Source organism: Variovorax sp. 10L426 (assembly GCF_056395305.1).
Genome location: NZ_JBFTJF010000009.1, coordinates 40,700 through 66,825 on the forward strand (window position 1 = coordinate 40,700; position 26,126 = coordinate 66,825).

The 26,126-nt window shown below is 62.8% G+C and carries 28 protein-coding genes; 10 read left to right on the forward strand and 18 right to left on the reverse strand.

Annotation, left to right across the window (positions count from 1 at the left end; genetic code table 11):
* Window positions 1-22: 22 nt before the first annotated feature.
* Window positions 23-679, reverse strand: a complete 657-nt coding sequence (locus tag AC1DHL_RS14620; RefSeq protein WP_478162399.1) for a glutathione S-transferase — start codon at window positions 677-679, stop codon at window positions 23-25.
* Between the two features lie 115 nt (window positions 680-794).
* Here AC1DHL_RS14620 and AC1DHL_RS14625 point away from each other — a divergent pair, with 115 nt between their 5' ends.
* Entirely contained in the window at window positions 795-2,015 is a 1,221-nt protein-coding gene (locus AC1DHL_RS14625; RefSeq protein ID WP_478099233.1) for a polyhydroxyalkanoate depolymerase, read from the forward strand.
* Between the two features lie 3 nt (window positions 2,016-2,018).
* Here AC1DHL_RS14625 and AC1DHL_RS14630 read toward each other — a convergent pair whose 3' ends face one another.
* The 7 genes from AC1DHL_RS14630 to AC1DHL_RS14660 all read right to left on the reverse strand — a co-directional run bounded on the left by AC1DHL_RS14630 (window position 2,019) and on the right by AC1DHL_RS14660 (window position 8,073).
* Entirely contained in the window at window positions 2,019-3,017 is a 999-nt protein-coding gene (locus AC1DHL_RS14630) for a fatty acid desaturase family protein (RefSeq protein ID WP_478162400.1), read from the reverse strand.
* Window positions 3,014-4,060 carry an alpha/beta hydrolase family protein gene (locus AC1DHL_RS14635; RefSeq protein ID WP_478099235.1) on the reverse strand — a complete coding sequence of 349 codons (1,047 nt, stop codon included), beginning with the start codon at window positions 4,058-4,060 and terminating at the stop codon, window positions 3,014-3,016. Before AC1DHL_RS14635 ends, AC1DHL_RS14630 begins: the two co-directional genes overlap by 4 nt.
* 5 nt (window positions 4,061-4,065) lie before the next feature.
* Window positions 4,066-5,166: a fatty acid desaturase family protein gene (locus AC1DHL_RS14640; RefSeq protein ID WP_478099237.1), complete on the reverse strand. Its 1,101-nt coding sequence runs from the start codon at window positions 5,164-5,166 to the stop codon at window positions 4,066-4,068.
* A complete protein-coding gene (locus tag AC1DHL_RS14645; protein ID WP_478162401.1) occupies window positions 5,163-5,630 on the reverse strand; it encodes a thioesterase family protein in 468 nt (155 codons plus the stop codon). The genes AC1DHL_RS14640 and AC1DHL_RS14645 overlap by 4 nt, the downstream gene beginning before the upstream one ends.
* Before the next feature lie 27 nt (window positions 5,631-5,657).
* Window positions 5,658-6,353 carry a hypothetical protein gene (locus AC1DHL_RS14650; protein WP_478162402.1) on the reverse strand — a complete coding sequence of 232 codons (696 nt, stop codon included), beginning with the start codon at window positions 6,351-6,353 and terminating at the stop codon, window positions 5,658-5,660.
* Window positions 6,350-7,378 carry a fatty acid desaturase gene (locus AC1DHL_RS14655; RefSeq protein WP_478162403.1) on the reverse strand — a complete coding sequence of 343 codons (1,029 nt, stop codon included), beginning with the start codon at window positions 7,376-7,378 and terminating at the stop codon, window positions 6,350-6,352. The genes AC1DHL_RS14650 and AC1DHL_RS14655 overlap by 4 nt, the downstream gene beginning before the upstream one ends.
* Before the next feature lie 125 nt (window positions 7,379-7,503).
* Window positions 7,504-8,073 (reverse strand): winged helix-turn-helix transcriptional regulator, encoded by a 570-nt coding sequence (locus tag AC1DHL_RS14660; protein WP_478099245.1) that lies wholly within the window; start codon window positions 8,071-8,073, stop codon window positions 7,504-7,506.
* Window positions 8,074-8,268: 195 nt separating this feature from the next.
* Here AC1DHL_RS14660 and add point away from each other — a divergent pair, with 195 nt between their 5' ends.
* The gene (gene add / locus AC1DHL_RS14665; RefSeq protein ID WP_478162404.1) at window positions 8,269-9,336 is read left to right on the forward strand and encodes an adenosine deaminase; all 1,068 of its coding nucleotides are present in this window, start codon (window positions 8,269-8,271) and stop codon (window positions 9,334-9,336) included.
* 218 nt (window positions 9,337-9,554) lie between these two features.
* On the opposite strand, the gene AC1DHL_RS14670 is transcribed toward add, so the two are convergent.
* Window positions 9,555-10,004, reverse strand: a complete 450-nt coding sequence (locus tag AC1DHL_RS14670) for a CBS domain-containing protein (protein ID WP_478099249.1) — start codon at window positions 10,002-10,004, stop codon at window positions 9,555-9,557.
* 137 nt (window positions 10,005-10,141) lie between these two features.
* Here AC1DHL_RS14670 and AC1DHL_RS14675 point away from each other — a divergent pair, with 137 nt between their 5' ends.
* Both AC1DHL_RS14675 and AC1DHL_RS14680 read left to right on the forward strand, forming a co-directional pair.
* Window positions 10,142-11,452, forward strand: a complete 1,311-nt coding sequence (locus AC1DHL_RS14675) for an O-acetylhomoserine aminocarboxypropyltransferase (protein WP_478162405.1) — start codon at window positions 10,142-10,144, stop codon at window positions 11,450-11,452.
* Window positions 11,452-12,258 (forward strand): alpha/beta fold hydrolase, encoded by an 807-nt coding sequence (locus AC1DHL_RS14680; protein WP_478162406.1) that lies wholly within the window; start codon window positions 11,452-11,454, stop codon window positions 12,256-12,258. The genes AC1DHL_RS14675 and AC1DHL_RS14680 overlap by 1 nt, the downstream gene beginning before the upstream one ends.
* A gap of 24 nt (window positions 12,259-12,282) precedes the next feature.
* Here AC1DHL_RS14680 and AC1DHL_RS14685 read toward each other — a convergent pair whose 3' ends face one another.
* From AC1DHL_RS14685 to AC1DHL_RS14695, 3 genes are read right to left on the reverse strand one after another with little or no spacing between them, the layout of a single operon-like run.
* Window positions 12,283-12,945 carry an NAD-dependent epimerase/dehydratase family protein gene (locus AC1DHL_RS14685; RefSeq protein WP_478162407.1) on the reverse strand — a complete coding sequence of 221 codons (663 nt, stop codon included), beginning with the start codon at window positions 12,943-12,945 and terminating at the stop codon, window positions 12,283-12,285.
* Entirely contained in the window at window positions 12,945-13,328 is a 384-nt protein-coding gene (locus AC1DHL_RS14690) for a thioredoxin family protein (RefSeq protein WP_478099256.1), read from the reverse strand. The genes AC1DHL_RS14685 and AC1DHL_RS14690 overlap by 1 nt, the downstream gene beginning before the upstream one ends.
* A gap of 43 nt (window positions 13,329-13,371) precedes the next feature.
* Entirely contained in the window at window positions 13,372-14,580 is a 1,209-nt protein-coding gene (locus AC1DHL_RS14695; protein ID WP_478162535.1) for a YihY family inner membrane protein, read from the reverse strand.
* Between AC1DHL_RS14695 and AC1DHL_RS14700 the strand changes: the two genes are divergently transcribed.
* Genes AC1DHL_RS14700 through AC1DHL_RS14715 form a run of 4 tightly spaced genes read left to right on the forward strand, consistent with a single transcriptional unit; the run spans window position 14,579 to window position 17,780 of the window.
* Window positions 14,579-15,025 carry a DUF2069 domain-containing protein gene (locus AC1DHL_RS14700; protein ID WP_478162408.1) on the forward strand — a complete coding sequence of 149 codons (447 nt, stop codon included), beginning with the start codon at window positions 14,579-14,581 and terminating at the stop codon, window positions 15,023-15,025. The genes AC1DHL_RS14695 and AC1DHL_RS14700 overlap by 2 nt on opposite strands.
* Entirely contained in the window at window positions 15,022-16,452 is a 1,431-nt protein-coding gene (locus tag AC1DHL_RS14705; protein WP_478162409.1) for an FAD-binding oxidoreductase, read from the forward strand. The genes AC1DHL_RS14700 and AC1DHL_RS14705 overlap by 4 nt, the downstream gene beginning before the upstream one ends.
* Window positions 16,449-17,279 (forward strand): thymidylate synthase, encoded by an 831-nt coding sequence (locus AC1DHL_RS14710; protein WP_478162410.1) that lies wholly within the window; start codon window positions 16,449-16,451, stop codon window positions 17,277-17,279. Before AC1DHL_RS14705 ends, AC1DHL_RS14710 begins: the two co-directional genes overlap by 4 nt.
* Window positions 17,280-17,780, forward strand: coding sequence for a dihydrofolate reductase (locus tag AC1DHL_RS14715; RefSeq protein WP_478099581.1), 501 nt, complete (start codon window positions 17,280-17,282; stop codon window positions 17,778-17,780).
* A 74-nt stretch (window positions 17,781-17,854) separates the two neighbouring features.
* On the opposite strand, the gene AC1DHL_RS14720 is transcribed toward AC1DHL_RS14715, so the two are convergent.
* From AC1DHL_RS14720 to AC1DHL_RS14730, 3 genes are all read right to left on the reverse strand, one after another.
* Complete coding sequence (locus tag AC1DHL_RS14720) at window positions 17,855-20,083, reverse strand: hypothetical protein (RefSeq protein ID WP_478162411.1); 2,229 nt, start codon at window positions 20,081-20,083, stop codon at window positions 17,855-17,857.
* 248 nt (window positions 20,084-20,331) lie between these two features.
* Window positions 20,332-21,045: a MotA/TolQ/ExbB proton channel family protein gene (locus AC1DHL_RS14725; protein WP_478162412.1), complete on the reverse strand. Its 714-nt coding sequence runs from the start codon at window positions 21,043-21,045 to the stop codon at window positions 20,332-20,334.
* A gap of 55 nt (window positions 21,046-21,100) precedes the next feature.
* A complete protein-coding gene (locus AC1DHL_RS14730) occupies window positions 21,101-21,418 on the reverse strand; it encodes a hypothetical protein (protein WP_478162413.1) in 318 nt (105 codons plus the stop codon).
* A 95-nt stretch (window positions 21,419-21,513) separates the two neighbouring features.
* Between AC1DHL_RS14730 and xth the strand changes: the two genes are divergently transcribed.
* Both xth and AC1DHL_RS14740 read left to right on the forward strand, forming a co-directional pair.
* Window positions 21,514-22,293, forward strand: a complete 780-nt coding sequence (gene xth, locus AC1DHL_RS14735; protein WP_478162414.1) for an exodeoxyribonuclease III — start codon at window positions 21,514-21,516, stop codon at window positions 22,291-22,293.
* Window positions 22,290-22,787: a hypothetical protein gene (locus tag AC1DHL_RS14740; protein WP_478162415.1), complete on the forward strand. Its 498-nt coding sequence runs from the start codon at window positions 22,290-22,292 to the stop codon at window positions 22,785-22,787. Before xth ends, AC1DHL_RS14740 begins: the two co-directional genes overlap by 4 nt.
* A gap of 14 nt (window positions 22,788-22,801) precedes the next feature.
* Here the strand turns inward: AC1DHL_RS14740 and ntrC are convergent, their stop codons facing one another.
* From ntrC to AC1DHL_RS14755, 3 genes are all read right to left on the reverse strand, one after another.
* Entirely contained in the window at window positions 22,802-24,325 is a 1,524-nt protein-coding gene (gene ntrC / locus AC1DHL_RS14745) for a nitrogen regulation protein NR(I) (RefSeq protein WP_478162416.1), read from the reverse strand.
* Between the two features lie 22 nt (window positions 24,326-24,347).
* Window positions 24,348-25,424, reverse strand: a complete 1,077-nt coding sequence (glnL, locus tag AC1DHL_RS14750) for a nitrogen regulation protein NR(II) (RefSeq protein ID WP_478099284.1) — start codon at window positions 25,422-25,424, stop codon at window positions 24,348-24,350.
* A 114-nt stretch (window positions 25,425-25,538) separates the two neighbouring features.
* On the reverse strand, window positions 25,539-26,030 hold the full coding sequence (locus tag AC1DHL_RS14755) for a hypothetical protein (protein ID WP_478162417.1): 492 nt from the start codon (window positions 26,028-26,030) through the stop codon (window positions 25,539-25,541).
* Between the last annotated feature and the right edge of the window lie 96 nt (window positions 26,031-26,126).

The following is a 26,126-nucleotide window of genomic DNA, read 5'->3' on the forward strand; positions in this document are numbered from 1 at the left end:
GGCCTGGACCGGTCGGCCGGCTTCAGAACTCCGCGTCGAGCTCGTCGATTTCCTCGGGCTCCTGCTTCGCCGCCTTGATCCATTCCTGCATCGCGGGCAGTTCGACGATGCGCTTGCAATACGCGGCGCACGTCCGGTCGAGCGACACGTCATAAGTCATGAACCGCGTCACCACCGGTGCATACATCGCATCCGCCATGCAGGGCGTCTCGCCGAACAGGAAAGGACCGCCGTAGTCGGAAAGGCACTCGCGCCAGATCGCAACGATGCGGTCGATGTCGGTCTGCGCACGCGACCAGATCTTGAAGCTGGGAAACCTGGCCTTGACGTTCATCGGCAGCGAGCCGCGCATCGAGCTGAAGCCCGAATGCATCTCGCCGCAGATCGCCCGGCAGTGCGCGCGCGCCTTGGAATCATCGGGCAGCAGGCCGGCCTTCGGCTTGATCTCGTTGAGGTATTCGCCGATCGCGAGCGTGTCCCAGACCTTGACGTTGCCGTGCTGCAATGAGGGCACCAGCATCGAGGCCGACAGCAACAGCATCTCGGCCTTCATCGCCGGATCGTCGGGCGGGATCACCTTCTCCGAGAAATCCAGCCCCGCGAGACGGCACATCAGCCAGCCCCGCAGCGACCACGCGCCGTAGTTCTTGCTGCTGATGGTGAGAACGGGTTTGGCCATGCTGACGCTCCTGGACTGCCGGATCGGCTGTGCTGCCGTGCAAGGCTTGTGCCAGAACGGTGCACCTCGTAGCCGAACCGCTCGACTTGGCCCGCAACTTGCCTGCAGCCTGTGCATGCTGTATCGGGTCTACCAAACCAACGCCGACCTGTTTTCGCCGTCACGGCTCGCGGCGCAATACCTCGGCAGCGCGTTGTGGCGTCCGAATTCGGACCGCAGCCTGACCCGCCGCGTGTCGGCCGCCATGGACGTTTATTCGCGCATGCGGCTCACGCACACGCGTCCGGCCTATGGCATCGACAGCGTCATGGTCGACGGCCAGGAAGTCGCGGTCCACGAAGAAGCCGCGTTGACGGCGCCCTTCGGAACGCTGCTTCACTTTCGCAAGGACACCACGGCGGTGCATCCGTCCGTGCTGCTGGCCGCACCACTGTCGGGCCATTTCGCCACGCTCCTGCGCGAAACCGTGCGCACGCTGCTGCGCGATCACGACGTCTACGTGACCGACTGGCACAACGCGCGCGACGTGCCGCTCTGGCACGGCGGATTTGGCCTGGACGACTACACACTGCAGATCATTGCCTTTCTCGAGGCGATCGGCCCCGGCGTGCACATGGTGGCCGTTTGCCAGCCCTGCGTGGCGGCGCTCGCAGCCACCGCACTCATGTCGGAAGACGACAACCCGTCAACACCGCGCAGCCTCACGCTGATGGCCGGGCCGGTCGATTGCCGGATCAACCCGACCATGGTGAACAAGCTCGCGACCGACCGCTCCATCGGCTGGTTCGAGCGCAACCTGATCAGCCGCGTGCCGTGGCCCCACGCCGGCGTGATGCGCCGCGTCTATCCGGGATTCCTGCAGCTCAGCGCCTTTATGAGCATGAACCCGGACCGGCACAAGCAGCAGTTCATCAAGCTGTACCAGCATCTCGTGGACGGCGATGTCGAACAGGCCACGACGATCCGGAACTTCTACGACGAATACCTGGCAGTGAACGATCTACCGGCCGAGTTCTACCTGGAAACGGTGGAGCGCGTGTTCCAGACCTACGACCTGCCGCGCGGCGAACTCACCGTGGGCGACCGCAAGGTCAACCCCGCCGCCATCCGCCGCACCGCGTTGCTGACGGTGGAAGGCGAGCGCGACGACATCTGTTCGGTCGGCCAGACCGTGGCAGCGCAGGACCTGTGCACCAGCGTTCGCCCCTATCTCAAGATCCATCATCTGCAGGCAGGCGTCGGGCACTACGGCGTCTTCAGCGGCAGCAAGTGGAACACGCAGATCTATCCGCGCGTGCGGGAGACGATTCATACGGCTGCGGAATTGCACGCCTAGGACTCAGTCGCCGCGTGGCAATCCTGCCGAGCCGGCAGTGTGGTCGGCCGCTTCACAGCCATATGGTCGACTTCCAGAAACCAGTGCAAAGCCCGCAAAAAAACGGGGCTCGACGAGCATGGGGTTCTCCCGTGCCCATTCAGTTGCCTTGAGCCAGAGATGGACCATCGGCAGTCTCCAGCAAGCCACCCGGGGATATAGATGGTGCTCCAGGTGATAGTTGGTTCCAGCCATCAGCAGCGTAGCCCATGGGGACGAATGTGTGCGTGAATTGTTTGACAGCCGGTCACCGGTGTCGCCATGCTGCACGAATACGATGGCAGCACTAACGAGCGCGGTCGCCAGGTGCGGCAGCAGCACGACGCACAGTCCCAAGATCGGATCCGCGAGAAAGAGCAGCGCGTAGATGGCAATCCAAATCAATTGAGCGGCCACATTGAAAATCGCCAAGAACTTCAGCTCCGAAAGTGTGAACACCGTGTGGATGCCCTGGGGCAATTCGCTCCTGACCAACAGTCTGAGGACCAGTTTCAAGTAGCCACGGTTGTTGGCAAGACGCAATATCAGCAAACGCCGCCAAGTACTCTTGAACTTTGAGAAGAGTTTGAGATCCGGATCGTCGACCTTATTCGTATGCCGGTGGTGTTGACTGTGGATCAAATAGAACCCCACACCGAAGAATGCGATCACGGCCGCGCTAAACCAAGTCCCGATCAGGGCACTCACGAGCTTGTTCCGGGCGAGGGTGAAGTGGAATCCCTCATGCGCGGTGGTGCCGAGCACGTAGAAACCGAATCCGGCAATCAGTGTGAGCAACGCCGCAGGGATCGTCACAACAGCCGAACTCCAGTCGGCAATAGCGACCATCCAATAGATAAGCAGCCCCGGCCCGAATGCTAGCCCCAAGGCATAGGTCATGAAGAGTGCGGTGACCCACGGCCGGCTCGGTTCGACGAATTTGGAAGGCAGTGCGGGTGGTAGTCGTCGGACGGGAATGTTCATGATGTAGCCGAAGAAAAAGTTGCCTTTCGAGGTTGCTCCAGCGCCTCGGTGATGGCTCTGATCACGTGCCTGCGTTCTGCGATGCTGCTCACATGTCCACCACGCAGCCAGCGCACTGTTGCGCAGTTAGCCCAGTGACGTTGCATCCGTTCATAGGACCCGGCTGGCACATAGTGATCGCGGCGTGCACCGACCAGCGTCAAACGCCTCTGCAAATCAGGCAACGGTAGACGTTCAAGGCTTGTCTGCTCGAAGAGGTCTGCCATCTGTTCACGAACCGGCCTGCTGGAGCCGCTCGTAGCCTGCAGCAGGCTCCAGTCGCACAGACTTCCAAGAAGGCCCTCGAGCAGCACAGGTGCACCGCTATGAGGCGCGAGGAGCGATACCGCGTGCACCGGTACTGGTGAACGCAGCGCAGCCACTGCAGCAAGGTAGCCACCCTTGCTGATGCCCGCGATGCAAATGTTGTGAAATGACTGGCCACTGAGCCAAGCGAGCACACTGCGTGCCTCTTCGATGCACGCGGCGCTCAAGACCAGGAAGTCCGAAAAGTACGACAGCGTTGCGCCGTACTGAGCCTGCGGCTTTCGGCGGCCCATAAAAGGGCTTTCCAGCAGTACGGTTGCGACTCCCTGCCTTGCCAGCGCCCGCGCGATGGGGAGGCGCCCGTCAACACCCTCCTCGCGTGAGGTAGGGGTGAGCACCACGACAGAACCGCTCTTACCCAGGACCGGGCGCACGAAGCGAAAGTATGCGGTCCTCGACTCCGCCGGCAGGTGCTCCCGATGAGAAGGGGAAGCGAAACTTCCGTTGCGAAACCATAAGTCGTGGGCATCGGCCTTCCAGTCGGCCTCCCACTCGATCATGAGTTCTGCGGGCTTGCCTGGGGACTGCCAATGACTGTTCACAGCTGCCAGTGCCTCGTGACTGCCCCAACCCTTATGAAACATTGGAGGCGACTTTCGATTGAGAAAGCAGTGATACGCGAAGTACCACTGGTCGAGCTTTCCAAGCCATCCGTCAGCGGCGGAGAGAATTTCCATATCGCTCAGACGCCTTCCTTGCAAGACGCCAAATTGCGCGCCCGCTTGGATCGACGAGCAAACTCGGCCATTCGACGGTTGTACCGATGTACTTCTGTAAAGGCCTGGCTCAGGGTGCACTCTCGATAGGGCACACCGAATACGTGGCAAAGGTGGCGCGTGATGACGCGGGCCTCTGGCAGCCGAGTCGCGGACAAGTGACCGAATAGGTGATGCTCGATATGAGTGTTCAGTCCAATGCACAAATGAGTCAAAAGCCTGCCGGAAGGCAGATTCCGCGCGGTCACGATCTGCCGCAAGGCTGGCGGCCAGGCGCTGGCCTCTTCGCCCGTGGGGCCTCCCAGATGATTTGGTAGAAAGACGAAAGCCAAATAGGCTCCTTCAACCCAGGTAAGAAGTCCGTAGTTGATTGCGGCGTTGCCAACGCCAATCCAGAATGCGGGCAAACCAATCCAAATCGCGGCGTGGAGGGCCAACAGCAGGAGGTCGATCCACATCGCCGCAGGCGTGCGCATGACTCGCTTCCACCCCGCCACCTTCAGCGAGAAACCCATCAGCGTCGAGAGAGGAATCAACAAGAGGTGCTGGTGTTGTGTGCACCATCCGGCCAGCCCCCGCGCAGCGACAGCATCGGCCTCGCTGAAACTGAAGAGCCAGGGGCGAACGTCGGGATCCTTTCGCGAATTGGGATGGAGGTGGTGGGCGCCGTGACGCTCGATCCACGCGCTGTAAGAGGCACCGACCAAGAATGTCATGAAGAATCGACCGACGAACCAAGTCGACTTTCTGTGGCGCGTGACGGCCCCATGTCCAGCCTCATGTGCGATCGCCGAAGCCTGCACGCCGATGTAGCCAGCCATGATGCCGATGACCAGCCGTGCGGGCCAACCCTCCACGAAGAGGAGAGCACTCCATGTGAAAGCGGCAATGGCCATCACCCACAGAGCGCGCATCACATGCGCGGCACCGTCGCTCCTGAACACCCCCGCCTCTCCCAACTCACTTCGCAATCGAGTCATGAATTCGGCAGTCTCTGCTGGCGACCACGCTCGCACTGGCGACGACAGGGTGCGATCTTCAGGTCGGGCGTTGGTCACACCGCTCATACGACGCCTCGCTCGGCCCGCAGTCGTTCAAGCACTCTTTCCGGGGGTATGACTCCATCCTGCCCGCGAATGACGCCAGATGACCTTCCCTCCGCCACTACTTTTTCCCCGACCAGAAACTGGTGGCTCATGTAGAAGCAACGCTCATCCCAGTGAGTTAACTGCATCACCGCCTCGAACTTCTGAAAGAGCTTGAGCGATCGCTTGTAGCTCATCGTGTGCTCGGCAATCAGCGGAACCCACTTCTCCTTTCTCATGACGGAAACAAGGCCGGCTCGCAGAAACAGATCGACCCGAGACAAATCGGCGATCGTCAAGTAACGGCCGTTGTTCATGTGCAGATTGAGGTCGAGATCGTTGGGCAGGGTGATCAGGCGCAATCGGCTCTCAGCCACACCGACTGGCAGGCGCTGGCGGCGCAGCGACAGAAGCCATACCCAGATCATTCGAAGAATCAAGTTCATTGCGGCTTTCGTTGTTTGTGTCCGAGTTCAGTCGATCCGCAGGCCCAGACGCTGCATCTCGCAGAGATCGCTTGCGGTGGGTGCCCGATATCGCCGACGCAACACGTCTCCACCAAGAACCAAGTTGAAATTCGACGCAACGTAGCGGTGGTGCATATAGTGGTTGCGTGCCATCGAACGGAAATACCAGCGTCGCAGCAGCCAGGCGGTCGTGCGGGAGGCTTCGCGCACCGCACGCTCGTGCGACATATGCAGGTATGGATGAATGAAATGACTGAACAGCGGCGGAAGCGCCAGGGCGACGCAACAGCCCACCGTTCCCCACATACCTAGCATGAACGCCGTAAGGGGAATGGCCGGCAGCAGCGGTGCGATGAAGACCAGCGCGCCGCTGCCATGAAGGCGAACCGCATAGAGCGAGCGCTGGATGATTTGCCCGTGGTACCCAAGGCCCGCCAACTCTTGGTCCAGCGTCTCGCGTTCCGACTCAGAACGAAATTGTGTGACGTGGTCCTGCTTGAACGTTTTGCGGTGATGAACCACGTGATGCGAGTACCTCGTACGAATCAGGTAACGACAAAGACGGGGAAAACGCTCCCAGCGTTTGACACTCTTGTTGGGTGCGTCCGAAACATGCTGATGCACGATGGACTCAATGAGGCTGGCGACGACGTACCCGCCCGCGAAGCCACATGGCAGGCTGGCCAAGTCGGAGAGGTTCATCGGATCAAGTTGCTGCCGTTGCTTGACAGTGGAACCATGCGGCCTGCCCCCGCATCCCAGACGCGAACTTGCAGGCAGGCGAAACTCTGCCGAAGTGTGATGCGTGGCGGATCACCAAATTCTGAGTGATTTTTGAAGCACTCGTAGAGTCTGTAGTTCGGGATGCGTGCGTCCAGGTGATGAATGTGATGGAGCCCAATACTCGCGGTTAGCCAACGGAGCCATGCAGGCAATTCGTAGTACGTCGCGCCCTGCATGCTGGCACGCCAGGATTCCCAATCGTCTTCACGCCTCCAGTAAGCATCCGGAAATTGATGCTGGACATAAAAGAGCCAAACGCCTGCGATCGATGCAATCGACATCATGGCAAGGTGGAACTGGATCACGAGGATGGGGTCGCAAAATGCGCATGGCAGCGCGAGCAGGACCACCCAGCAGAGATTGGTGAGATGAACGCTGCGGCGCTCAGCTTTCCACTTAAGGGGCACCTTGTATGTAGTGCGCTGGCGCAGGATGAAGAGAAATGGCGGGCCGATCAGCAAGAGGATCAGCGGATGTCGATAGATGCGATATCGGCGTTGCTGCGCCGAAGTGAGACATTTGTACTCATCAGCTGTCAGCGTGTGGATGTCGCCGAAACCCCTCTTGTCAAGGTTACCGGAGTTGCTGTGATGTAGTGCATGAAAGCGGCGCCAGCATCGGTAAGGCGTCATCGTCAGCACGCCCAGCCAGAAGCCGATCACGTCGTTAGTGCGGTGGGAGCGAAAGAACGAACGGTGGCCGCAGTCGTGCTGAATCATGAAAAGCCGCACGACAAAAGCGGCCGCAACTGCCGCCGCGATAGCCGTCCCGAACAACGACTGTTTGGTGAGCGCCAGACCCGCAGCATAGGTGGTCAACCAAAGGCAAAAGGTGATGCTCAATTGGCGGACACTTCTGACCGGCTGGGATTTGCTGTATTGCGACGAGATCGACAGTAGGCGCGCGCGTGTTCCGCGGCCTCCGCCGCTTGATTTCTGACTCATTGACTCAACTCCCTGTGACTTACCGCTGCGGCGCCTGAGGCGCTCTGGGCAACGAACAATGAAAACGTAACTTCAGCCGAGCATTTAGCGCGCGTCACCTCCGATCGAACACATCGCTGTCATATTCAATGTCCTTCTGTAGTCTTCGGCTTCATTTGGACGGTGTGACGCACCGTTGGGATTGGCCGTGGCTGTCTCACTCGCTGCGCTTCATACGCGTGCACGAGCGATGCAATAGCTTGATGGCTCGCACCGGGACCCGGGGCCCAATCGAGGTCTTTGACAGCCAGCGCATGACCATCCGCGTCAAGAATTCGCAACGGGAGCACTTCTTTGCCGCTGCTGCGTTTGATCACCTTGATGGGCACCGTTTCGGAGGTGTGCAACCACTGGTCTCCCCATTGCATCAAGGCGACCAAGGCAGGCACCAATCCTTCGCCCATCGGCGTCAGGTTGTAGCCCATGCGGCGCCCGTCTGTCCTCAGCGGTGTCTGAATGAAAATTCCGGCTTCAACCAGCTTCGCAAGGCGATGAGTCAACACGTTGCGGGCAATTCCCAAATGCGCCGCGAAGTCATCAAAGCGGTGAGTTCCGAACAACACCTCTCTGATAAGCAAGAACGCCCAGCGATCGCCCAGCAGATCCAGCGAGCGGGCGACGGAGCATATGGAGGCGTTGGGTTTCAGACGCGGCACGAGTACTTCTCGGTGAGCAAGGAAGCCTTGAATCCTAAACGATAAGTCCTTAAAAGCAACTCAATAAGTTGCTTTTCGAAATTTTTCGATCGCCTTCAGCCCCACTGCCTCAATCAAGGCGTGCGCCGCACAAGCGAGTCGCAGTCGCTGAGAAAAAATTCTCGTTGTTGTTGCATCGTCCCTAGACTTCGGGCCATGACTCAACCTGCGCTCACTCAGGCATCACCCCTCGAATCGTTCCTTCACGCCATTCCGAAGGTCGAACTGCACTGTCACCTGTTCGGCACCGTGCGGCACGACACCTTCGCCGCGCTCAACCGCGCCGCTGGCGCGCCGCTGGCCGACGATGAAATCGAGGGCTTCTACACGCGCGGCGAAAAACCGGTCGGCGTTCTGCGGGTGCTGCGTGCGCTCGACGCGCACCTGGTGCGCAGGGCCGACGACCTGCATCGACTCGCCCTCGAATACCTGCAGGACGCCGCCAGCCACAACGTTCGCTACAGCGAATTCTTCTGGAACCCGACCGGCACCGTGCACGAATCGGGCATCGGCTACCGGCAGGCGCAGGACGCCATCGTGCGCGCCATCCACGACGCCGAACAGCAATTCGGCATCATCGGCCGCCTGATCGCCGCGATCGACCGCGAGGCCAGTCCCGAAGCTGCGGTCGAGATGGTGCAATGGGTCGTCGACAACCGCTGCGACGAAGTCATCGGCATCGGCATCGACTACCGCGAGACCGACCGTCCGCCCGAACTGTTCATGCAGGCCTACAGCGACGCGCGGCGCGCCGGCCTCAAGACCACCGCGCACGCCGGCGAGTTCGGCATGCCGTGGACCAACGTGCGTACCGCACTCGATGTGCTGAAGGTCGACCGCATCGACCATGGCTACACGGTGGTCGACCGCCCCGAATTCGCACGCGAGTGCGCCGACCGGGGCGTGATCTTCACCGTCGTGCCCACCAACTCCTACTACCTGCGAACCCTCCCGCCCGAGCGCTGGGCGCTCGACCATCCGATTCGCCGCATGCCCGGACTGGGCCTGCGCATCCACCCCAACACCGACGACCCGACGCTGCACAAGGTCACGCCCACGCAAGCGTGGCTGATGATGGTTCGAGATTTCGGATTCACCCGCGACGACCTTCGAGACTTCATGCTCAACGGCCTGGACGGCGCCTGGATCGACGACACGCTACGCCGCCAATGGCGCACGGCGTGGAGCGCCGAATTCGACACCCTCCGCACCCGCCTTCCCTAGTCCCGCCAGTCCAATAGATAGATTCGCGAAACACCGCGGAACCGGCTTCGCCGGGCCGCTGGTGTTGCCCCCGGCAGGGGGCGGGCGTCTACACGAAGTGAGAAAGCCTGGGGGCGAGCAACATGAACACCGCGGAACCGGCTTAGCCGGGCCGCCGGTGTTGCCCCCGGCAGGGGGTGGGCGGCTACACGAAGTGAGCCAACCTGGGGGCGAGCTCTTCACGACGATTCGTCGTCACCTGGCCAATCGCGGATGTAGGCCTTCAACATCTTGTTCTCGAAGTTCTGGCTGTCCACCACTGCTTTCGCGACGTCGTAGAAGCTGATCACGCCCATCAGCATGCGCTTGTCCATCACCGGCATGTAGCGTGCATGGCGCTCGAGCATGATGCGGCGGATTTCGTCGAGATCGGTTTCGAGGGTGCAGGTGACGGGATGATCGTCCATCGCCTTGCGCACCAGCGTGCCGCCAACCTGGCCGCCGTTGGCGACGATGGCGACGATCACTTCGCGGAAGGTGAGCATGCCGACCAAGTCGCCATGCTCCATGACGACCAGCGAACCGATGTCCTTGTCGGCCATGGTGTTGACTGCGTCAGCCAGGGGTTGATCGGGCGTGGCCGTAAAGAGCGTGTTGCCCTTGACGCGCAGGATGTCGCTGACTTTCATCGTGTTGCTCCTCACTTGCTCGGCGGCGTGCCGATTTGAATATAGCCCACAATCACCGCCCATCCACAGGCCCACGATGGCGTCGCAGGGATTGCGCGCGTAACGGGGCATTGCAGAAACGTCAATGAAAGGCCCTCATGTCCGGCTACTCCGACCCCGGCTTCGACACGCTGGCATTGCATGCCGGCGCCGCGCCCGACCCCGCCACTGGCGCGCGCGCAGTACCGATCCACCTGACCACATCCTTCGTCTTCGAGTCGAGCGACCACGCGGCGGCGCTCTTCAATCTCGAACGCGCGGGCCATGTGTATTCGCGCATCAGCAATCCGACGAATGCGGTGCTGGAGCAGCGCGTGGCGGCGCTCGAAGGCGGCATCGGTGCGATCGCGACCGCGAGCGGCCAGGCAGCGCTGCACTTGTCGATCGCGACGCTGATGGGCGCCGGCTCGCACATCGTCGCGAGTACCGCGCTCTACGGCGGCTCGCAGAACCTTTTGCACTACACGATGCGTCGCTTCGGCATCGACACGACCTTCGTGAAGCCGGGCGACCTCGACGGCTGGCGTGCGGCGATCCGGCCGGAGACCAAGCTGCTCTTCGGCGAGACCGTGGGCAATCCGGGCCTCGACGTGCTGGACATCCCGGCCGTCAGCGAGATTGCACATGCGGCCAAAGTGCCGCTGCTGGTGGATTCGACGCTGACCTCGCCTTACCTCATCAAGCCCTTCGACTGGGGTGCGGACCTGGTCTATCACTCGGCCACCAAGTTCCTGTCGGGCCATGGCACGGTCATCGGCGGGGTCGTGGTCGATTCGGGCAATTTCGACTGGGAGCGCTCGGGCAAATTCGGCGAGTTGACCCAGGCGTATGACGGCTTCCACAACATGGTCTTCAGCGAGGAGAGCACGGTCGGTGCCTTCCTGCTGCGCGCTCGGCGCGAGGGGCTGCGCGACTTCGGCGCGTCGATGAGCCCGCACACCGCATGGCTGATCTTGCAAGGCATCGAGACGCTGCCATTGCGCATGGAGCGCCACATCGACAACACGCAGAAGGTGGTGGAGTTCCTCGCCGCGCATCCGTTCGTGGCGCACGTCGGGCATCCGCTGCTCGAATCGCATCCGAGCCATGCGCTGGCGGGCAAGCTGCTGCGCCATGGCGCGAAGGGCGCGGGCTCGGTCTTCAGCTTCGACCTCAAGGGCAACCGCGAGCAAGGCAAGAAGTTCATCGAGGCGCTCAAGCTGTTCAGCCATCTCGCGAACGTGGGCGACTGCCGCAGCCTCGTGATTCATCCAGCCAGCACGACGCATTTCCGGATGACTGACGAGGCCTTGGCCGGCGCAGGCATTTCGCAAGGGACGATTCGCCTGTCGATCGGCCTGGAAGACCCTGCGGATCTCATCGATGACCTCAAGCGAGCGCTCAAGGCTGCAGAAAAGGCGGGTGCCTGATGGAACTGCTCGTCAACGGCCACGCGACCTATTGCTACACCGGCGGCAAGGCGCTCGACAGCGAAAAGCCCACCGTAGTGTTCATCCACGGCGTGCTCAACGACCACAGCGTCTGGATCCTGCAGAGCCGCTGGTTTGCCAACCACGGCTGGAACGTGCTGGCGGTCGACCTGCCGGGACACTGCAAGAGCGAAGGGCCGCCGCCGGCGACAGTTGAAGATGCGTCCGCGTTCATCATCGCCCTGCTCGATGCGGCCGGCGTCGCGAAGGCTGGCCTGGTCGGGCACAGTTTCGGATCGCTGATCGCGCTCGAAACGGCTGCGCGCGCACCGGAGCGCGTCACGCACCTCGCGCTGGTCGGGACCGCCTATCCGATGACGGTGTCGCCTGCCCTGCTCGATGGGGCGCTCAACGATCCCCAGCGGGCGATCGCGATGGTCAACACCTTCTCGCATTCGCTGCTCGCACCGCCGCCCTCCTCGCTCGGCCCGGGCACCTGGCTCTACGGCGGCTCACGCGCGCTCATGCGCCGGGTGCTGGCGAGCAATCCGAACGCGAATGTCTTTCACATCGGCTTCAAGGCCTGCAATGACTACGCGAACGGCGAAGACGCCATCGCGAAGGTGCAATGCCCGACGCTGTTCCTGCTGGGTGCCGCTGACCAGATGACACCGCCACGCGCTGCAAAGACGCTGGCGGGCAAGGCGCGTGGCGCGAAGGTCGTGACGGTCAAGGCGGGCCATTCGCTGATGAGCGAAGCGCCGGACGAGGTGCTGTTCGCCCTGAGCGCGTTTCTCAAGAATTGAAACCCCGCCCAGGTCTCACCGGCTTCAGCGCAATGCGTTGATGTCGGGGACTTCGACCAACGGGTTGGGCGCGCCACGCTTCGCGACAGCAAGCATGGCACGCCCCACCTGCACGCTGGTGGTGACCCGGTCGGGCGCCCATCGGCGCAGCAGACCAAAGACAGGCCTGGCGATCACGTAGGCCGTCTGGTAGAGCGCAGTCTTGGAGCGCACGCCGTGCATCGGCTCGATGAAACCGGGCCGGAACATGTAGGCGGCCTTGAAGGGAAGGCGCATCAGCGCGTTCTCTGTGGCGCCCTTGACGCGCGCCCACATGACCCGGCCACGCTCGGTGCTGTCGGTCCCGGCGCCGGACACATAGACGAAAGTCATCTGGGGATTGAGGCGGGCCAATGTTTGCGCCGCCGCCAGCGTGAGGTCGTAGGTGACGCGGCGATAGTCTTCCTCGCTCATGCCGACGGAGGAAACGCCCAGGCAGAAAAAGCAGGCGTCGAAATCGGTGAGTTGGTCTTCGACGGCCCTGTAGTCGTTCAGGTCCGGAAGGATGAGTTCGCGCAACTTGGGATATTGCTCGCCGATCGGCCTGCGGCCGACGCTGAGCACCTGCGTCACGTCGCCGTCGACAAGGCATTCGCGCAGCACGCCCTGCCCGACCATTCCCGTGGCGCCGAAGAGCATGATTCTCATCACGCGACCGAGAAGGTTTCGGGTTCGCGGCCCAGCGCGCCCAGCAGCGTCCGCACCTCGGGACTGGAGGCCTGTGCCGGCTGCAAAGCGGTCAGCAGACGCGAAAGTGTCTCGGCATGCGGCAACAAGGGACCGAGGAAACGGGTGCCGTCGCCGTTCGCGATCAGCATCGTCGGGAAGGTCTCGACGTCGAAGTCGTCCGCGAGATCGGCATGGTCCTCGACGTCGACCCAGGCGAAGCGGAATTGCGGATGCGCGCGCGCCACCTGTTCGAACAGCGGCCGGTATTCGCGGCAGGCACCGCACCATTCGGCGCACAGGCAAACGACCCACAGCGGATCGCCGGCCGTCTCGGGGGCTGCGGAAGTGGAAAAGTCGGTCAAGGCCAGTTCGGTCGTTGAGGGGTGGATGAAGCGTCCGCCGCCATTATCGATAGACCAGCAGATCCTGCAGGCGGAGCCCGACCAAAGGGCCTTTGCGCCAGAGGCTGTCGAGCGGCGGGGCCTGTGGCATGAGCAGTTCCTTCAGCAAAGGCTCGACCGGCGTGATGGCCGGTTCGGCCAGCAGCACATAGCGAGGGTCCTCGTCGTTCTTCTCCTCGGCGATGGGGGCGATCCAGTCGATGGCGACCAGCGTTTCCAGCACCGGGGCGAGTTGGAGTGCGTCCACCCGCATCCGAGCCACCAGTTCGGCGGCGCCCAGTCCCTTCGCCGCCGTGGTCCTGGCGTCGGCCAGGTGTTGCAACGCCTCGACCGCCAGTTGGAGCGGCCATCCCGCCGCACCGCCACGGCGCGCCACGCCGGTCAGGAGGCTCGGCAGATACGCCGCGATCACCGCGCCGAAAAGCACGATGAGCCAGGCCATGTAGATCCAGACCAGCAGGATCGGCAACGTTGCGAAGGCACCGTACACCACGGAATAGGTGGGCACCAGGCTGAGGTAATAGCCCAGCGCGTGCTTGGAAATCTCGATCGCGGCTGCGACGAACAGGCCGCCGGCCCATGCGTGCGCCCACTTGACGTGGGTGTTCGGCACGTAGCGATAGAGCGACGCCATGCCGCCGGCCAACAGGAAGAACTCGAAGGTGTCGAACAACAGCTTGACGAAGCTCCCGCCGAACACCTCGCGCGAGGCCGAGAAGAAGGAAGCAGTGGTGCTCAGGCTCAGCGCCAGCACCAGCGGTCCCAGCGTGATGGCGGCCCAGTAGATCAGCACCCGCTGGGCCAAGGGCCGGGACTTGCGCACACGCCAGATGTTGTTGAGCGTCTTGTCGATCGTGAGGATCAGCGCAACCGCCGTGACCAGCAGCACGACGAGGCCTGCCGCCCCCAGCCCGCTGGCCTTGTTCGCGAACTGGTTGAGGTAACCGAGCACCTGTCGGGCGATGTTGTCGGGGATCAGACTCTCGATCAGCCACCGTTGCAAGCGGCCCTGCATCTTGGCGAACATCGGGAACACGGTGAACAGCGCCAACGCCACGGTGAAGAACGGCACCATCGCGATGGTGGTGGTGAACGTCAGGCTGCTCGCGGTGAGGCCCAGCCGGTCTTCCCGGAAGCGCTCGCGGAGCACTGCTGCAGTATTGCCCCAAGGGAAGTGTTGCAGGTCTCTCCAGAAATTCATGGCCGGTATCATGACGTATTGGCTCACCCCCAGGCTTCGTGCACTGCGTGTCTTGATCACATCCTCTCTTCCTCCCGCATCTGTTTCCGCCACACGCTGGCTGGCCGTCGGCAGCCTCGTCGGCCTGATCGTGCTCGGGCTCGCCTGGGAGTTGTGGCTCGCTCCCCTGCGGCCCGGCGGCTCCTGGCTGGCGCTCAAGGTGCTGCCGCTCGCGGTGCCGCTGGCAGGCCTCCTGAAGAACCGGATGTACACGTATCGCTGGGTCAGCCTAATGATCTGGCTCTATTTCACCGAAGGCGTGGTGCGCGCCTGGAGCGACACGAATCACGTCAGCCAGGTGCTGGCGCTGGTGCAGGTGGTGTTGTGCCTTGTGCTCTTCATGGCCTGCGCATGGCATGTCCGGCTGCGCCTGCGGCATGCCGCCCTGGCGAGAAGTCTTGAAGGAGCGACGCAATGAGCGTCCTGATCGAAAAATTGCGCGCCATCGTCGGCGCACCGAACGTCCTGACCGACGGCGACCTCACCGCCTGGGAGCAGGACTGGCGCAAGCGCTCGCGCGGCAAGTCCCTGGCGGTGGTGCGGCCGGCCGACGCGCAGCAGGTTGCAGACGTCGTCAAGGCGTGCGCAGCCGCCGGAACATCCATCGTGCCGCAGGGCGGCAACACCGGCCTCGCGGTCGGCTCGATCCCGGACGACACCGGCACCCAGGTCCTGCTGAGCCTGCAACGCATGAACGCGATCCGCAGCATCGATGCCGCGAACCTCACCATGACCGTCGAGGCCGGCTGCGTGCTGCAGACCTTGCAGGAAGCGGCCCGAAACGCCGGATTTCTCTTCCCGCTGAGCCTGGCGGCCGAAGGCAGCTGCACCATCGGCGGCAATCTCGCGACCAACGCGGGCGGCACGCAGGTCGTGCGCTACGGCAACACGCGCGACCTGTGCCTCGGACTCGAAGTCGTCACGCCGCAAGGCGAGATCTGGGAAGGCACCAGTGGCCTGCGCAAGGACAACACCGGCTACGACCTGCGCGACCTGATCATCGGCAGCGAAGGCACGCTCGGCATCATCACCGCCGCGACCATGAAGCTCTACCCGCTGCCGGCCGCGCAACTCACGGCCTGGGCGGCAGTGCCGTCGCTCGAACACGCGGTGACGCTGCTGGGCCTCGCGCACAAACGCCTCGGCCCCGGCCTGACGGGCTTCGAGGTCATGGGCAAGTTCGCGTTGAGCCTCGTGGCCAAGCACTTTCCAGCGATGCGCGTGCCTTTCATCGACGAGGCGGCCGTGCCTTATTGCGTGCTGCTTGAAAACTCCGACAGCGAATCCGAAGATCACGCCCGCGCCCGCTTCGAGGCGCTCCTCGAAACCGCCTTCGAGACCGGCTGCGTGACGGACGCCGTGGTGGCCGAGAACCTCACCCAGGCGCATCAGCTCTGGCACGTGCGCGAAAGCATTCCGCTCGCGCAGGCCGAGGAGGGGCTCAACATCAAGCACGACATCTCGATCGCGGTGTCGCGCATTCCTGCCTTCGTCGCCGAGACCGATGCGCTGCTCGCGCGCGAGATTCCCGGCGTGCGGCTCGTGAACTTCGGCCACCTTGGTGATGGCAACCTGCACTACAACGTGCAGGCGCCGGTCGGCGGCGACAACGGTGCCTTCCTGCGCGAGCACGAAGACCGGATCAACACGCTGGTCTACGACGCGGTGGAAAAATTCGAGGGCTCGTTTTCGGCCGAGCACGGCGTTGGCTCGCTCAAGGTCGACAAGCTCGAAAAACACAAGTCCCCCGTGGCGCTTGGCATGATGCGTACCATCAAGCGCGGGCTCGACCCGCAGAACATCCTGAATCCGGGTCGCGTGATCCGGACGGAGACCCTTCAATGAATCGCCCCATCCGCTCCCAATACGAAGATTTCATGCGCCACGTCGACACGACGGGCGTCCAGAAAGGCGACCGCACCGGCACCGGCACCAAGAGTGTGTTCGGCTACCAGATGCGCTTCGATCTCAACGAAGGTTTCCCGCTGGTCACCACGAAGAAGGTGCACCTCAAGTCCATCATCCAGGAATTGCTGTGGTTCCTGACCGGATCGAGCAACAACAACTGGCTCAAGGAGCGAGGCGTCACGATCTGGGACGAATGGGCGCGCGAAGATGGCGATCTCGGCCCGGTGTACGGTGTGCAATGGCGCAGCTGGCCGACGCCGGACGGTGGCCACATCGACCAGATCCAGCAGGTGATGGATACGCTGCGCAGCAATCCCGATTCGCGGCGCATCATCGTGAGCGCGTGGAACGTCGCCGAGTTGTCGAAGATGGCGCTGATGCCTTGTCATGCGTTCTTCCAGTTCTACGTGGCGCCGCCGCAGGCGCCCGGCGAACGCGGCAAGCTCAGCTGCCAGCTCTATCAGCGCAGCGCCGACATCTTCCTGGGCGTGCCTTTCAACATTGCGAGCTATGCGCTGCTCACGCACATGATCGCGCAGCAGTGCGATCTCGACGTCGGGGATTTCATCTGGACCGGCGGCGACTGCCATATCTACAGCAACCATGCGGAGCAGGTCGCGCTGCAACTCAGCCGCGCGCCCTACCCCTATCCCACGCTGGTCATCAAGCGCAAGCCGCCGTCGATCTTCGACTACGAATACGAAGACTTCGAGGTCGTCGACTACCAGCATCACCCCGCCATCAAGGCGCCGGTCGCGGTCTGAATCGTGGGCACTCGTATCAACTTGATCCTCGCGCGCGCCGCCAATGGCGTGATCGGTCTCAACGGCGACATGCCCTGGCATCTGCCGGAGGACTTGGCGCATTTCAAGAAGGTGACCTCGGGGGCGCCCGTGATCATGGGGCGCAAGACCTGGGACTCCCTGCCGCCGCGCTTTCGGCCGCTGCCGGGACGACGCAACATCGTCGTCACGCGCCAGCCGGACTGGCAAAGCGCCGGTGCCGAACGCGTGTCGAGCCTGTATGAAGCCTTGGCGCTTTGCGAGCGTGACGGGTCGCCCGAAGCCTGGGTGATCGGCGGCGCACAAATCTACGCCGAAGCCGAGCCGCTCGCACGGCGAGCCGTCATCACCGAGATCGCGCGCGACTACGAAGGCGACGCGTGGGCGCCCACCTTCGGCGCCGGTTGGCATGAGACCGCGCGCGAATCGCATGTGGCGGCGAACGGGCTGCCCTTCAGCTTCGTCACGCTGGAACGGCGCTGAGCGCACCGGCAAGAAAAAAAGCCGCTCACCCGTTTCGAGTGAGCGGCAGAGGCTGGCAATCTCTATCTAGCTGATCAGTTCAAGCCCGCGTACTTCAGCGTCCACGTGAAGGAACGGTTGGTGCTCGAGGTCAACGCAAACGGATTCGTCGTGCAGGCGAACTTCGAATGCAGCTGGCCGATCGGCGTGGTCGACAGCGGATTGGTGACCCCGGCCGCCATGTCGAAATTCGACAAGGCGCAGGTGTCGAAGCCCGCCGTGCCGTAGCCCGTCGCATCGCTGTTCGCGTAGGTCACCGAGACACCATCGGCGTTGGCCGTCGTGTTCTGGTAGTCGGCGAAGGACGTGAAGTCCGTCTCGACCGCCATGCTTCCGGTCAAGGTTGCCGAGCTCAGCGTATCGGTGCGTGTCACCGTGCCCTGCCCGAACGTCAGCACCGTGTGCGCCTGCAGATCGATGTCGGTCGTGTAGAGCGCATTCTTCGCCGCCTGCCTGAACTTGGTCGTGTCGAACGAGACGACGACCTGGCCGTTGGTCTCCTGCACATTCAGGTTCTTGTAATACGTGACCGGGAGGTAGGTCTTGCCGCCGTAGCTGACTTGGGGCACCAGCAGCGCATAGGCCAGGTCGGTCGTGCCGTAGATCAGCTTGTCGGCAAAAGGCACCGGGTAGTACGGCGTGAACGAGTTGTAGTCGGGTGCCTGGCTCAGGTTCAGGTTGATCACGCGTTTGCCGTCGCGCACCGTGATCAATGCGGCGCTGTAGGGATGCGCGGCATCGGTGGGCTGGTTGTACCAGGTGAGCGTGTAGTGCGGCTTCGTCGTGTCGAGCCAGGACTGGAAGGCCGCATCGTCCGTCGGCGCCTTGCCGCCGAAGCCGAGCTTGTTCCACCAGTTGTTCACGTACATGAACTGATGCAGCAGGCTGAAGTTCTCGCCCATGACACGCGGCTTGCCGCGATAGCCGTCCGTTCCGCGGCCCTTGACCCACATGTTCACCGACGGCGTGGGCAATGTCGGGTCATACCAGAAGGTCTCGTAGCGATAGGCTGCCTTGTAGATGAACGAGTAGGCGATCTTCATTTCCTCGTCGGTCAGGACGCCCGCATTGGCTGCGGCCGTCAGGATCTCCATGAATGCCGTGTCGCCATATGGGCCGATGGAACGGCCGTAGTTGAAGCCTTGGCCGCTGGTGTTGAGCTGCGGCAGGATCAGGTCGACGGACTTCCGCAGGTAGCCCTTGAGTTCGTCCGTCAGGTTGGCCTCGTTCCCCATCTCGAAGGTGCGCTCGGTCACTTCGGCTATCAGCAAGGTGCTGTAGCGGTCAAAGCGCGCCTGGTCGTAGTAGGTGGTGTGGGTGTTCGAGGCTTCGTCGGAGAACCCGCCCGACGAGTCATTCCGGATGTGGTTGGCGAGCGTGTACAGAAGCGCATCGCGCGCGCCCATGGTCGCCACGGTCGGATCGGTGGTTGACGAGAAACTGGGGTTGCTCCAACCGAGCTTTTGCCGCAGCCCGGCGATGCCGTACGAAACGGCGTAGTAGTTCTGCGCGGTGTTGAGCGTCGCGACATCGATCGGCGTTCCGGCGGCCGGGCAGGTGTCCGTCTTGCCGCTGGCATCCGCCCCGAACATGTCGCAGAAGGTGAGGCGCTTCTGCAGCGTCGCGAGCACTGCATCGCTGAACACCTCGTTGAGCATGCCGCGCGCCTTCAGGTTGTTGAGCGCGACGAGGTAGTAGTACTCGCCCCACGACGTGTTCGCGTAGAGGTAGTTAGCACCGCTCATCTGCGTGATCATCGCCGTCGTGATGCTCTGGTAGGTCGCCAGATAGTCCGCATACTGCGGATCGTTCTTCGCCTTCATGTCCATCAAGATGTACGACAGGCCGAGCGCGAGCTTGCCGGGCAGGAATTTGTCGCCGGTGTTCGTGTCCAGCACGTGCACCGGGCTCCCATCGCCGAGGTCCATCACCACCTGCGTGAAATCGGGCGCCTTCTTGATGAGATCGAAGAGGGCTCGCATCTGGCCCATCATGGTGATGGGAATGCCGGCGCCGTCAGGGACGGTCGTGTCCGGTGCGCCGTAGACGATAGCCTGCAGGGACTTCGCGTTCATCGTGGGCGTGATCGGGTCCGTCGGTGATGTCGTCGGAGGCGTGATCGTCCCGCCGCCGCCTGTACCGCTACCACCACCACTGGCTGGCGGAACCCATCCGCCGGAGTTGCCGCCGCCTCCGCAGGCAGCCAGAAGGAGGGTGAGCGTGCTGAGTGCGATCGCAATGGGTCGCTTGCTTGGCGAAAACATTTTTGTCTCCTGATCGGGATTTGTTTGAAGGAATCGCCTTAACACTTACGTTATCAGTCATCGTATAAGTTGGCGGCCCATTATGTTCAGGCGAAATTGCAAGCGTCAACGCAGGGAAGGTCCTTAATTCAAAAGCACTCGGGAGGAGCGCCTCTGTGACCCTTCAAGGTGCTGATGGGTAGACGTTCGATCTCATAAGATGTCGTACTTCTAGAAACATCTCAAGGTCTCGCCGAATGCGGCGAAGCTCAGCCTTTCCTGAGCGGAAGGACGTTGCCTTCGACGGCACCTTGCACGCGGGCCCCGGTCACGAAGTACGCGTGCAGGTCATGCGCAAAGCTGTTGAGCTTGGTCAGCACGAACTTGTTGCCGCGCACCAGCGCGTTGTAGCCCAGCACTGCCGGAATGGCCACCGCGAGACCCAGCGCCGTCATGATCAGCGCCTCGCCGATCGGGCCGGCCACCTTGTCGATCGTCGCCTGGCCGGCCAGGCCTATGCTCATCAACGCGTGATAGATGCCCCACACGGTGCCGAACAGTCCAATGAAGGGAGCGGTCGAACCGACCGAAGCCAGAACGGCGAGCCCAGTCTGCAGGCGCGCCGTGAACTCGTCGATGCCATTGCGCAGTGCGCGCGTGATCCAGTCGCTCAGGTCGAGCGCGTCGTGCAGATGAGCCTTGGTTTCGCGATGATGCGCCGCCGCCTCGCGGCCCTCCAGGGCCAGCGCGCGGAACGGATTGCCATCGCCCTTGCCGAGCTTGTCGAGCGCGGTGGCGAAGTCCTCGCTGTGCCAGAAGTCATTCGAACGCTTCGCCATGCGCTGGTACCTGATGACATCGAGTGCCTTGATCAGGATCACCATCCACGACGCGAGCGACATTCCGATCAACAACAAGGCGACGCCCCTGGTGACGAAATCGCCTTGGTGCCATATGTTCATCAGGCCGAGTTGGGAATCCATACGAAGCTGCTCCAGGGTGTTGGCTGCACGGCGCTTCAGGTGCCTGCGGGATATTCTAGAAATGCGTCGTCATCCCCACAAAGAGCGTTCGCCGAGTCCCATGCTGCGGCGCGCCGACGCCGATGTCGGTTCCGTCGCGCAGCAGGTAGACCTTGTCGAACAGATTCAGGATCGCGACCCGGCCCTCGATGTCGCTGGTCGAGGACGCTTTCCACGTGTGACTCAGCGAGAGGTTGACCACCGTGTAGCTCGGCAGCGCGGCGCCATTGGGCGGACCGCCGTCCGGTGTGCGACGCACCCCGCTGCAGAAGATCACGTCGCGCTGTTCGAGGCGACCCTTGCTCGATGCGCTGTTCCAGCATGGAGTCGGCACAATGCGAGACGCAGTGGCCGTTTTGCGTGCTGGATACGCAGCCAGGAAACGCCGGCATTCAAGAATTGATTGGCTCACAAAGGATTTTTTCATTCATGAGGATTGCCACCTGGAACGTCAACTCCCTCACCGCGCGTCTTCAACACGTGCTCGACTGGCTCATCGCCAACCCGGTGGACGTGCTCTGCCTGCAAGAGCTCAAGATGAGCGACGACAAGTTTCCCCTGGAGGTCCTGAAGTCGGCCGGCTATGAGGCCGCGGTCTTCGGACAGAAGACCTACAACGGCGTGGCCATACTGAGCCTCGCCCCGGTCCGGGACGTGCTGAAGAACATCGGCGGCTTCACCGATGAACACTCGCGCGTGATCAGCGCCAGCATCGACACACCGTCCGGCGAACTGCGCATCGTCAACGGCTACTTCGTGAACGGCCAGGCACCGGGCACCGACAAGTTCGCCTACAAGATGAAATGGCTGGAGGCACTGCGCGACTGGCTGCGCGCGGAACTCGTCGCGCATCCGAACCTGGTGCTCCTCGGCGACTTCAACATCACGCCGGAAGACCGAGACAGCTTCGACCCCGTGGGCCTCGCCGAAACGATCCATCACACGACCGAGGAGCGCAACCACTTCAAGGACCTGCTGAAGCTGGGCCTGACGGACAGCTTCCGCCTCTTCGAGCAACCCGAGAAGAGCTATTCCTGGTGGGACTACCGCATGCTGGGCTACCAGAAGAACCGCGGCTTGCGCATCGATCACATCCTGGTGAGCGATCCGCTGGTTCCACGCGTCAAGGGTTGCGTGATCGACCGGGTGCCGCGCAAATGGGAAAAGCCCAGCGACCACGCGCCTGTGATCCTCGACCTCGATCCATGAGAATCGCCCTCGTCCTGACTGCCCTTGTCGCCGTGCTCGGCCTCGCCGGCTGCTCGGCGTTGAATCCTGAAAAGAAGGGCGAAGGCCCGACAGCGCAAGCCGCCAGGGAAGGGCCGTCGGACCAAGTGGCCAACGTGCGGCTGATTACCGCGCAGACGCCTGCCGTGCGCGCCTACCGCAGGGTCGGCGCGACCCACATCTACAAGACCTATCCGAAGCGCATCTACAAGGGCAAGATCCCGCCGCTGGTGTATGCCGTGGTCGTCACCGAAACCGACGTCGACGCCACGGGGCGCGTGACGGGGGTGTACTTCAGCCGTACCCCCAGCCATGCACCCGAGGTGGCCCCGATGATCGCCGAGCTGATCAAGGGTGCGTCGCCCCTGCCGAACCCCGGCAAACTGGGCGCCCACACTTATGTCGATACGTGGCTCTGGGACCGGAGCGGGCAGTTCCAACTCGACACGCTGACACAGGGCCAGCGCAGCCGCTGATCGCGCTCCCTGGCCTACTCCAGGCCCAACTCCTGAATCTTGCGCGTGATGGTGTTGCGGCCGATGCCGAGCTTTTGTGCGGCCTCGATGCGGCGGCCGCGCGTGCTGGCCAGGGCCGTGAGGATCAGGCGCGATTCGAAACGGCGCGACAGGGCATCCCACACGTCGGTGCGACCGGCAGCCAGCATGCTCTGCGCTTCCATTTCGAGCCCGCTTTCCCATGTGGCTACGGCTGCGCCGGCGAGCGGCGCGGGCGCGGCGGCGACCGGCAACGGCAGCGCAATCGCCGCCGGCTCGTGCTCCGCCACTGCTGCCGGCACCGCCACAGGTGGCGCTGCAACAACCGCAGGAGGCGCCTCGCCGGCTGCAATCGCCATCACTTCAGGCGGCAGATCCTTGGCCTCGATCAGCTGCGCGGGTGCCATCACGGTCAGCCAATGGCAGATGTTTTCGAGTTGACGAACGTTGCCCGGGAAATTGAAAGCCGCCAAGCGGGCAAGTGCCGCATCGGAAATGCGCTTGGGCTCGACGCCCAGTTGCTTCGCACTTTGCTGCAGGAAGTGGCGCGTGAGCGCCGGCACGTCCTCGCCGCGCTCGCGCAATGCAGGCAACCGCAGCCGGATCACGTTGAGCCGGTGGAACAAGTCTTCGCGGAACCCGCCCAGCTTGACGCGCTGCTCCAGATCCTGGTGGGTCGCGGCAATCACACGCACGTTGGCCTTGACCGAGTTGTGGCCGCCGACACGATAGAAATGCCCGTCGCTCAGCACACGCAGCAAGCGCGTCTGCAAATCGAAGGGCATGTCGCCGATCTCGTCGAGGAACAGGGTTCCGCCCTCGGCTTGCTCGAAGCGGCCGCGGCGCATGGTCTGCGCGCCGGTGAACGCACCGCGCTCATGGCCGAAGAGTTCGCTCTCGAGCAGATCCTTCGGAATCGCCGCCGTGTTGATCGCGACAAAGGGACCGTTCGCGCGCGGCGAATGCTTGTGCAGCGCACGCGCGACGAGTTCCTTGCCGGAACCCGACTCGCCCGTGATCAGCACTGTGACGTTGCTCTGCGACAGCCTTCCGATCGCGCGGAAGACATCCTGCATCGCCGGTGCCTGGCCGAGCATCTCGGGCGTGGCCGCCATGCGCTCCTCGGCCACTTCCTCGCGCTGGCTTTCGTCCACCGCACGACGAATCAGCTCGACCGCGCGCGGTAGATCGAAAGGCTTCGGCAGGTATTCGAAGGCACCGCCTTGAAAGGCCGAAACGGCGCTGTCGAGGTCGGAGAAGGCGGTCATGATGATGACCGGAAGGCCGGGGTGCTTGGCCTTGATCTTGTCGAGAAGATCGAGGCCCGAACCTCCGGGCATGCGAATGTCGCTCACCAGGACCTGAGGGCCCTGCAGTTCGTCGTCGGCTGCCGCTTCGAGCGCGGCGAGTACCTCGCGCGTGTTGGTGAAGCTACGGGTCGGCAGGTCTTCGCGCAGCAGCGCTTTTTCAAGCACGAAGCGGATTGATTGATCATCATCCACTATCCAGATCGGCTTCATGCAGCTCCTTGTTGCGTGGCTGCTAGGGCAGCGGTATCAGTATCTTGAAATCGGTCCGGCCCGGGACGCTGTCGCACTCGATCACGCCGTGATGCTGCTGCACAAAGGTTTGCGCAAGCGTCAATCCCAAGCCTGTCCCGCCTTCCCTGCCCGACACCAACGGGTAGAAGATGCGGTCCTTGATCGCGTCCGGCACGCCCGGTCCATTGTCAATGACATGCAATTCCAGTGCCAGTCGATACCACTGCTTATTGAAGATAACCTGACGTGCGATGCGGGTCTTGAAGGTGATCTGCGCATCGCCTGCGGCGCGCCTTTCGGCAAGCGCTTGCGCGGCGTTGTGAACGATGTTGAGCGTCGCCTGGATCAGCTGCTCGCGATCGCCGCGAAACTCCGGGATCGACACGTCGAAATCGCGCTCGATGTGCAGGTCGCGAGGAAACTCCGCGAGGATCACCGAACGAACGCGCTCGCACACCTCGTGAATATTGACGTCGCCCACCACGTGCGGCCGGCGGTGAGGTGCCAGCAGCCGATCGACCAGCGTCTGCAAGCGATCGGCTTCGTGGATGATGACCTGCGTGTATTCGATGAGGTCGCGCGATTCGACTTCCATCTGCAGCAGTTGCGCCGCGCCCCGTATGCCGCCAAGCGGATTCTTGATCTCGTGCGCGAGATTGCGGATCAGCTCCTTGTTGGCTTGCGCCTGATCGAGCAGGCGCTCTTCGCGATCCTGCCGCACCTGCTGTTCGAGCGGTGACATCTCGACGATCAACTCGCCCGCCTTTTCGCTCTGCGCGAGCGTCACCTGCACCGGCATCAACTCATGATTGACGCGACGCAGCAGCGCCTCATAGCGCAGCGTGGCGAAGTCATTGCTGCGCGCGCCTTCAATGGCCGTGCGCAACACCTGGGGCTCCTGAAAACACGCGCCGAACTGCGAACCTTCAAGCGTGCGGCGCGAAGTGCCCAGCGCATCCTCGAGACCTGCGTTGGCAAACAACACCGAACCGTCGATGCGAACCACGGCAATCAGCGTCGAAAGAAGATCAAAGGCCTGAAAGCGCTTGCCAGGCCCCGCCGGTTTACCAAAAGCCACGTCAGGAAGTCTCTTCCTGAAACGCCACGGAACCGGCTCCGCCGGGCCGTCGGCGTTGCCCCCGGCAGGGGGTTGGCGAAGCGACACGAAGCGCGCGCAGCCTGGGGGGGAGTGTCATTTGATTCGCTCGATCTCGCGTTGGATGCCGGCGATATCGCTCTCGTTGCGCGCAATCTCGGCCTTCATATCCGCCACGCGGTCCAGGTACTTCTGGTAGTTACGCGATTCGCTGCCCTGCTTCTCGGGCTCGCCGTTGTTGTAGTCCTTGAGGAGCTGTGCCTGCCGCTCCTGTGCCTTCTTGAGTTCGGACTCCAGCACCGAGCGCGCCTCGCCGTCGCGCGCGCGCTGGTCGGCGCCGTCGACGCGCGGACTACCCGCCGGCGACCGGGCGGCGGCGCTGGACGGTGCCGCGGAAGCGATCGGGCGATTGCCCTGCACCACCGTGACGTTGCCGCCCTCCATCACCTTGCAACCGCGCTGCTGGGCCACGGTGGCGTTGTTGGTGTATTCGTTCCCGCAGCGCCAGACGCGCTCCTGCGCCTGGGCGTGCATGTTCAGACCGGCCACGGCAAGAGCAGCCAGCAGGAAAGCGGAAGGAGTCTTCATGGTCATGGATGTAGTGCGCATCAAACGGGCATTTTCGTGCAATTCGACAGGTGCGCCGTGTTGGTGTTCCTACCCAGGCCAAAAGAAAAAGGACGG

What these genes read in the sequence shown, in the direction of transcription:
- AC1DHL_RS14655 (WP_478162403.1), bottom strand. Translation starts at nt 7,378, where the DNA reads ATGAGTCAGAAATCAAGCGGCGGAGGCCGCGGAACACGCGCGCGCCTA.
- AC1DHL_RS14650 (WP_478162402.1), bottom strand. Translation starts at nt 6,353, where the DNA reads ATGAACCTCTCCGACTTGGCCAGCCTGCCATGTGGCTTCGCGGGCGGG.
- AC1DHL_RS14705 (WP_478162409.1), top strand. Translation starts at nt 15,022, where the DNA reads ATGAGCGTCCTGATCGAAAAATTGCGCGCCATCGTCGGCGCACCGAAC.
- AC1DHL_RS14755 (WP_478162417.1), bottom strand. Translation starts at nt 26,030, where the DNA reads ATGAAGACTCCTTCCGCTTTCCTGCTGGCTGCTCTTGCCGTGGCCGGT.
- AC1DHL_RS14710 (WP_478162410.1), top strand. Translation starts at nt 16,449, where the DNA reads ATGAATCGCCCCATCCGCTCCCAATACGAAGATTTCATGCGCCACGTC.
- AC1DHL_RS14645 (WP_478162401.1), bottom strand. Translation starts at nt 5,630, where the DNA reads ATGAACTTGATTCTTCGAATGATCTGGGTATGGCTTCTGTCGCTGCGC.
- AC1DHL_RS14695 (WP_478162535.1), bottom strand. Translation starts at nt 14,580, where the DNA reads ATGATACCGGCCATGAATTTCTGGAGAGACCTGCAACACTTCCCTTGG.
- AC1DHL_RS14635 (WP_478099235.1), bottom strand. Translation starts at nt 4,060, where the DNA reads ATGGAAATTCTCTCCGCCGCTGACGGATGGCTTGGAAAGCTCGACCAG.
- AC1DHL_RS14670 (WP_478099249.1), bottom strand. Translation starts at nt 10,004, where the DNA reads ATGAAAGTCAGCGACATCCTGCGCGTCAAGGGCAACACGCTCTTTACG.
- AC1DHL_RS14625 (WP_478099233.1), top strand. Translation starts at nt 795, where the DNA reads ATGCTGTATCGGGTCTACCAAACCAACGCCGACCTGTTTTCGCCGTCA.
- ntrC (WP_478162416.1), bottom strand. Translation starts at nt 24,325, where the DNA reads ATGAAGCCGATCTGGATAGTGGATGATGATCAATCAATCCGCTTCGTG.
- AC1DHL_RS14725 (WP_478162412.1), bottom strand. Translation starts at nt 21,045, where the DNA reads ATGGATTCCCAACTCGGCCTGATGAACATATGGCACCAAGGCGATTTC.
- xth (WP_478162414.1), top strand. Translation starts at nt 21,514, where the DNA reads ATGAGGATTGCCACCTGGAACGTCAACTCCCTCACCGCGCGTCTTCAA.
- AC1DHL_RS14640 (WP_478099237.1), bottom strand. Translation starts at nt 5,166, where the DNA reads ATGAGCGGTGTGACCAACGCCCGACCTGAAGATCGCACCCTGTCGTCG.
- AC1DHL_RS14720 (WP_478162411.1), bottom strand. Translation starts at nt 20,083, where the DNA reads ATGTTTTCGCCAAGCAAGCGACCCATTGCGATCGCACTCAGCACGCTC.
- AC1DHL_RS14620 (WP_478162399.1), bottom strand. Translation starts at nt 679, where the DNA reads ATGGCCAAACCCGTTCTCACCATCAGCAGCAAGAACTACGGCGCGTGG.
- AC1DHL_RS14740 (WP_478162415.1), top strand. Translation starts at nt 22,290, where the DNA reads ATGAGAATCGCCCTCGTCCTGACTGCCCTTGTCGCCGTGCTCGGCCTC.
- AC1DHL_RS14685 (WP_478162407.1), bottom strand. Translation starts at nt 12,945, where the DNA reads ATGAGAATCATGCTCTTCGGCGCCACGGGAATGGTCGGGCAGGGCGTG.
- AC1DHL_RS14680 (WP_478162406.1), top strand. Translation starts at nt 11,452, where the DNA reads ATGGAACTGCTCGTCAACGGCCACGCGACCTATTGCTACACCGGCGGC.
- AC1DHL_RS14630 (WP_478162400.1), bottom strand. Translation starts at nt 3,017, where the DNA reads ATGAACATTCCCGTCCGACGACTACCACCCGCACTGCCTTCCAAATTC.
- AC1DHL_RS14700 (WP_478162408.1), top strand. Translation starts at nt 14,579, where the DNA reads ATGACGTATTGGCTCACCCCCAGGCTTCGTGCACTGCGTGTCTTGATC.
- add (WP_478162404.1), top strand. Translation starts at nt 8,269, where the DNA reads ATGACTCAACCTGCGCTCACTCAGGCATCACCCCTCGAATCGTTCCTT.
- AC1DHL_RS14675 (WP_478162405.1), top strand. Translation starts at nt 10,142, where the DNA reads ATGTCCGGCTACTCCGACCCCGGCTTCGACACGCTGGCATTGCATGCC.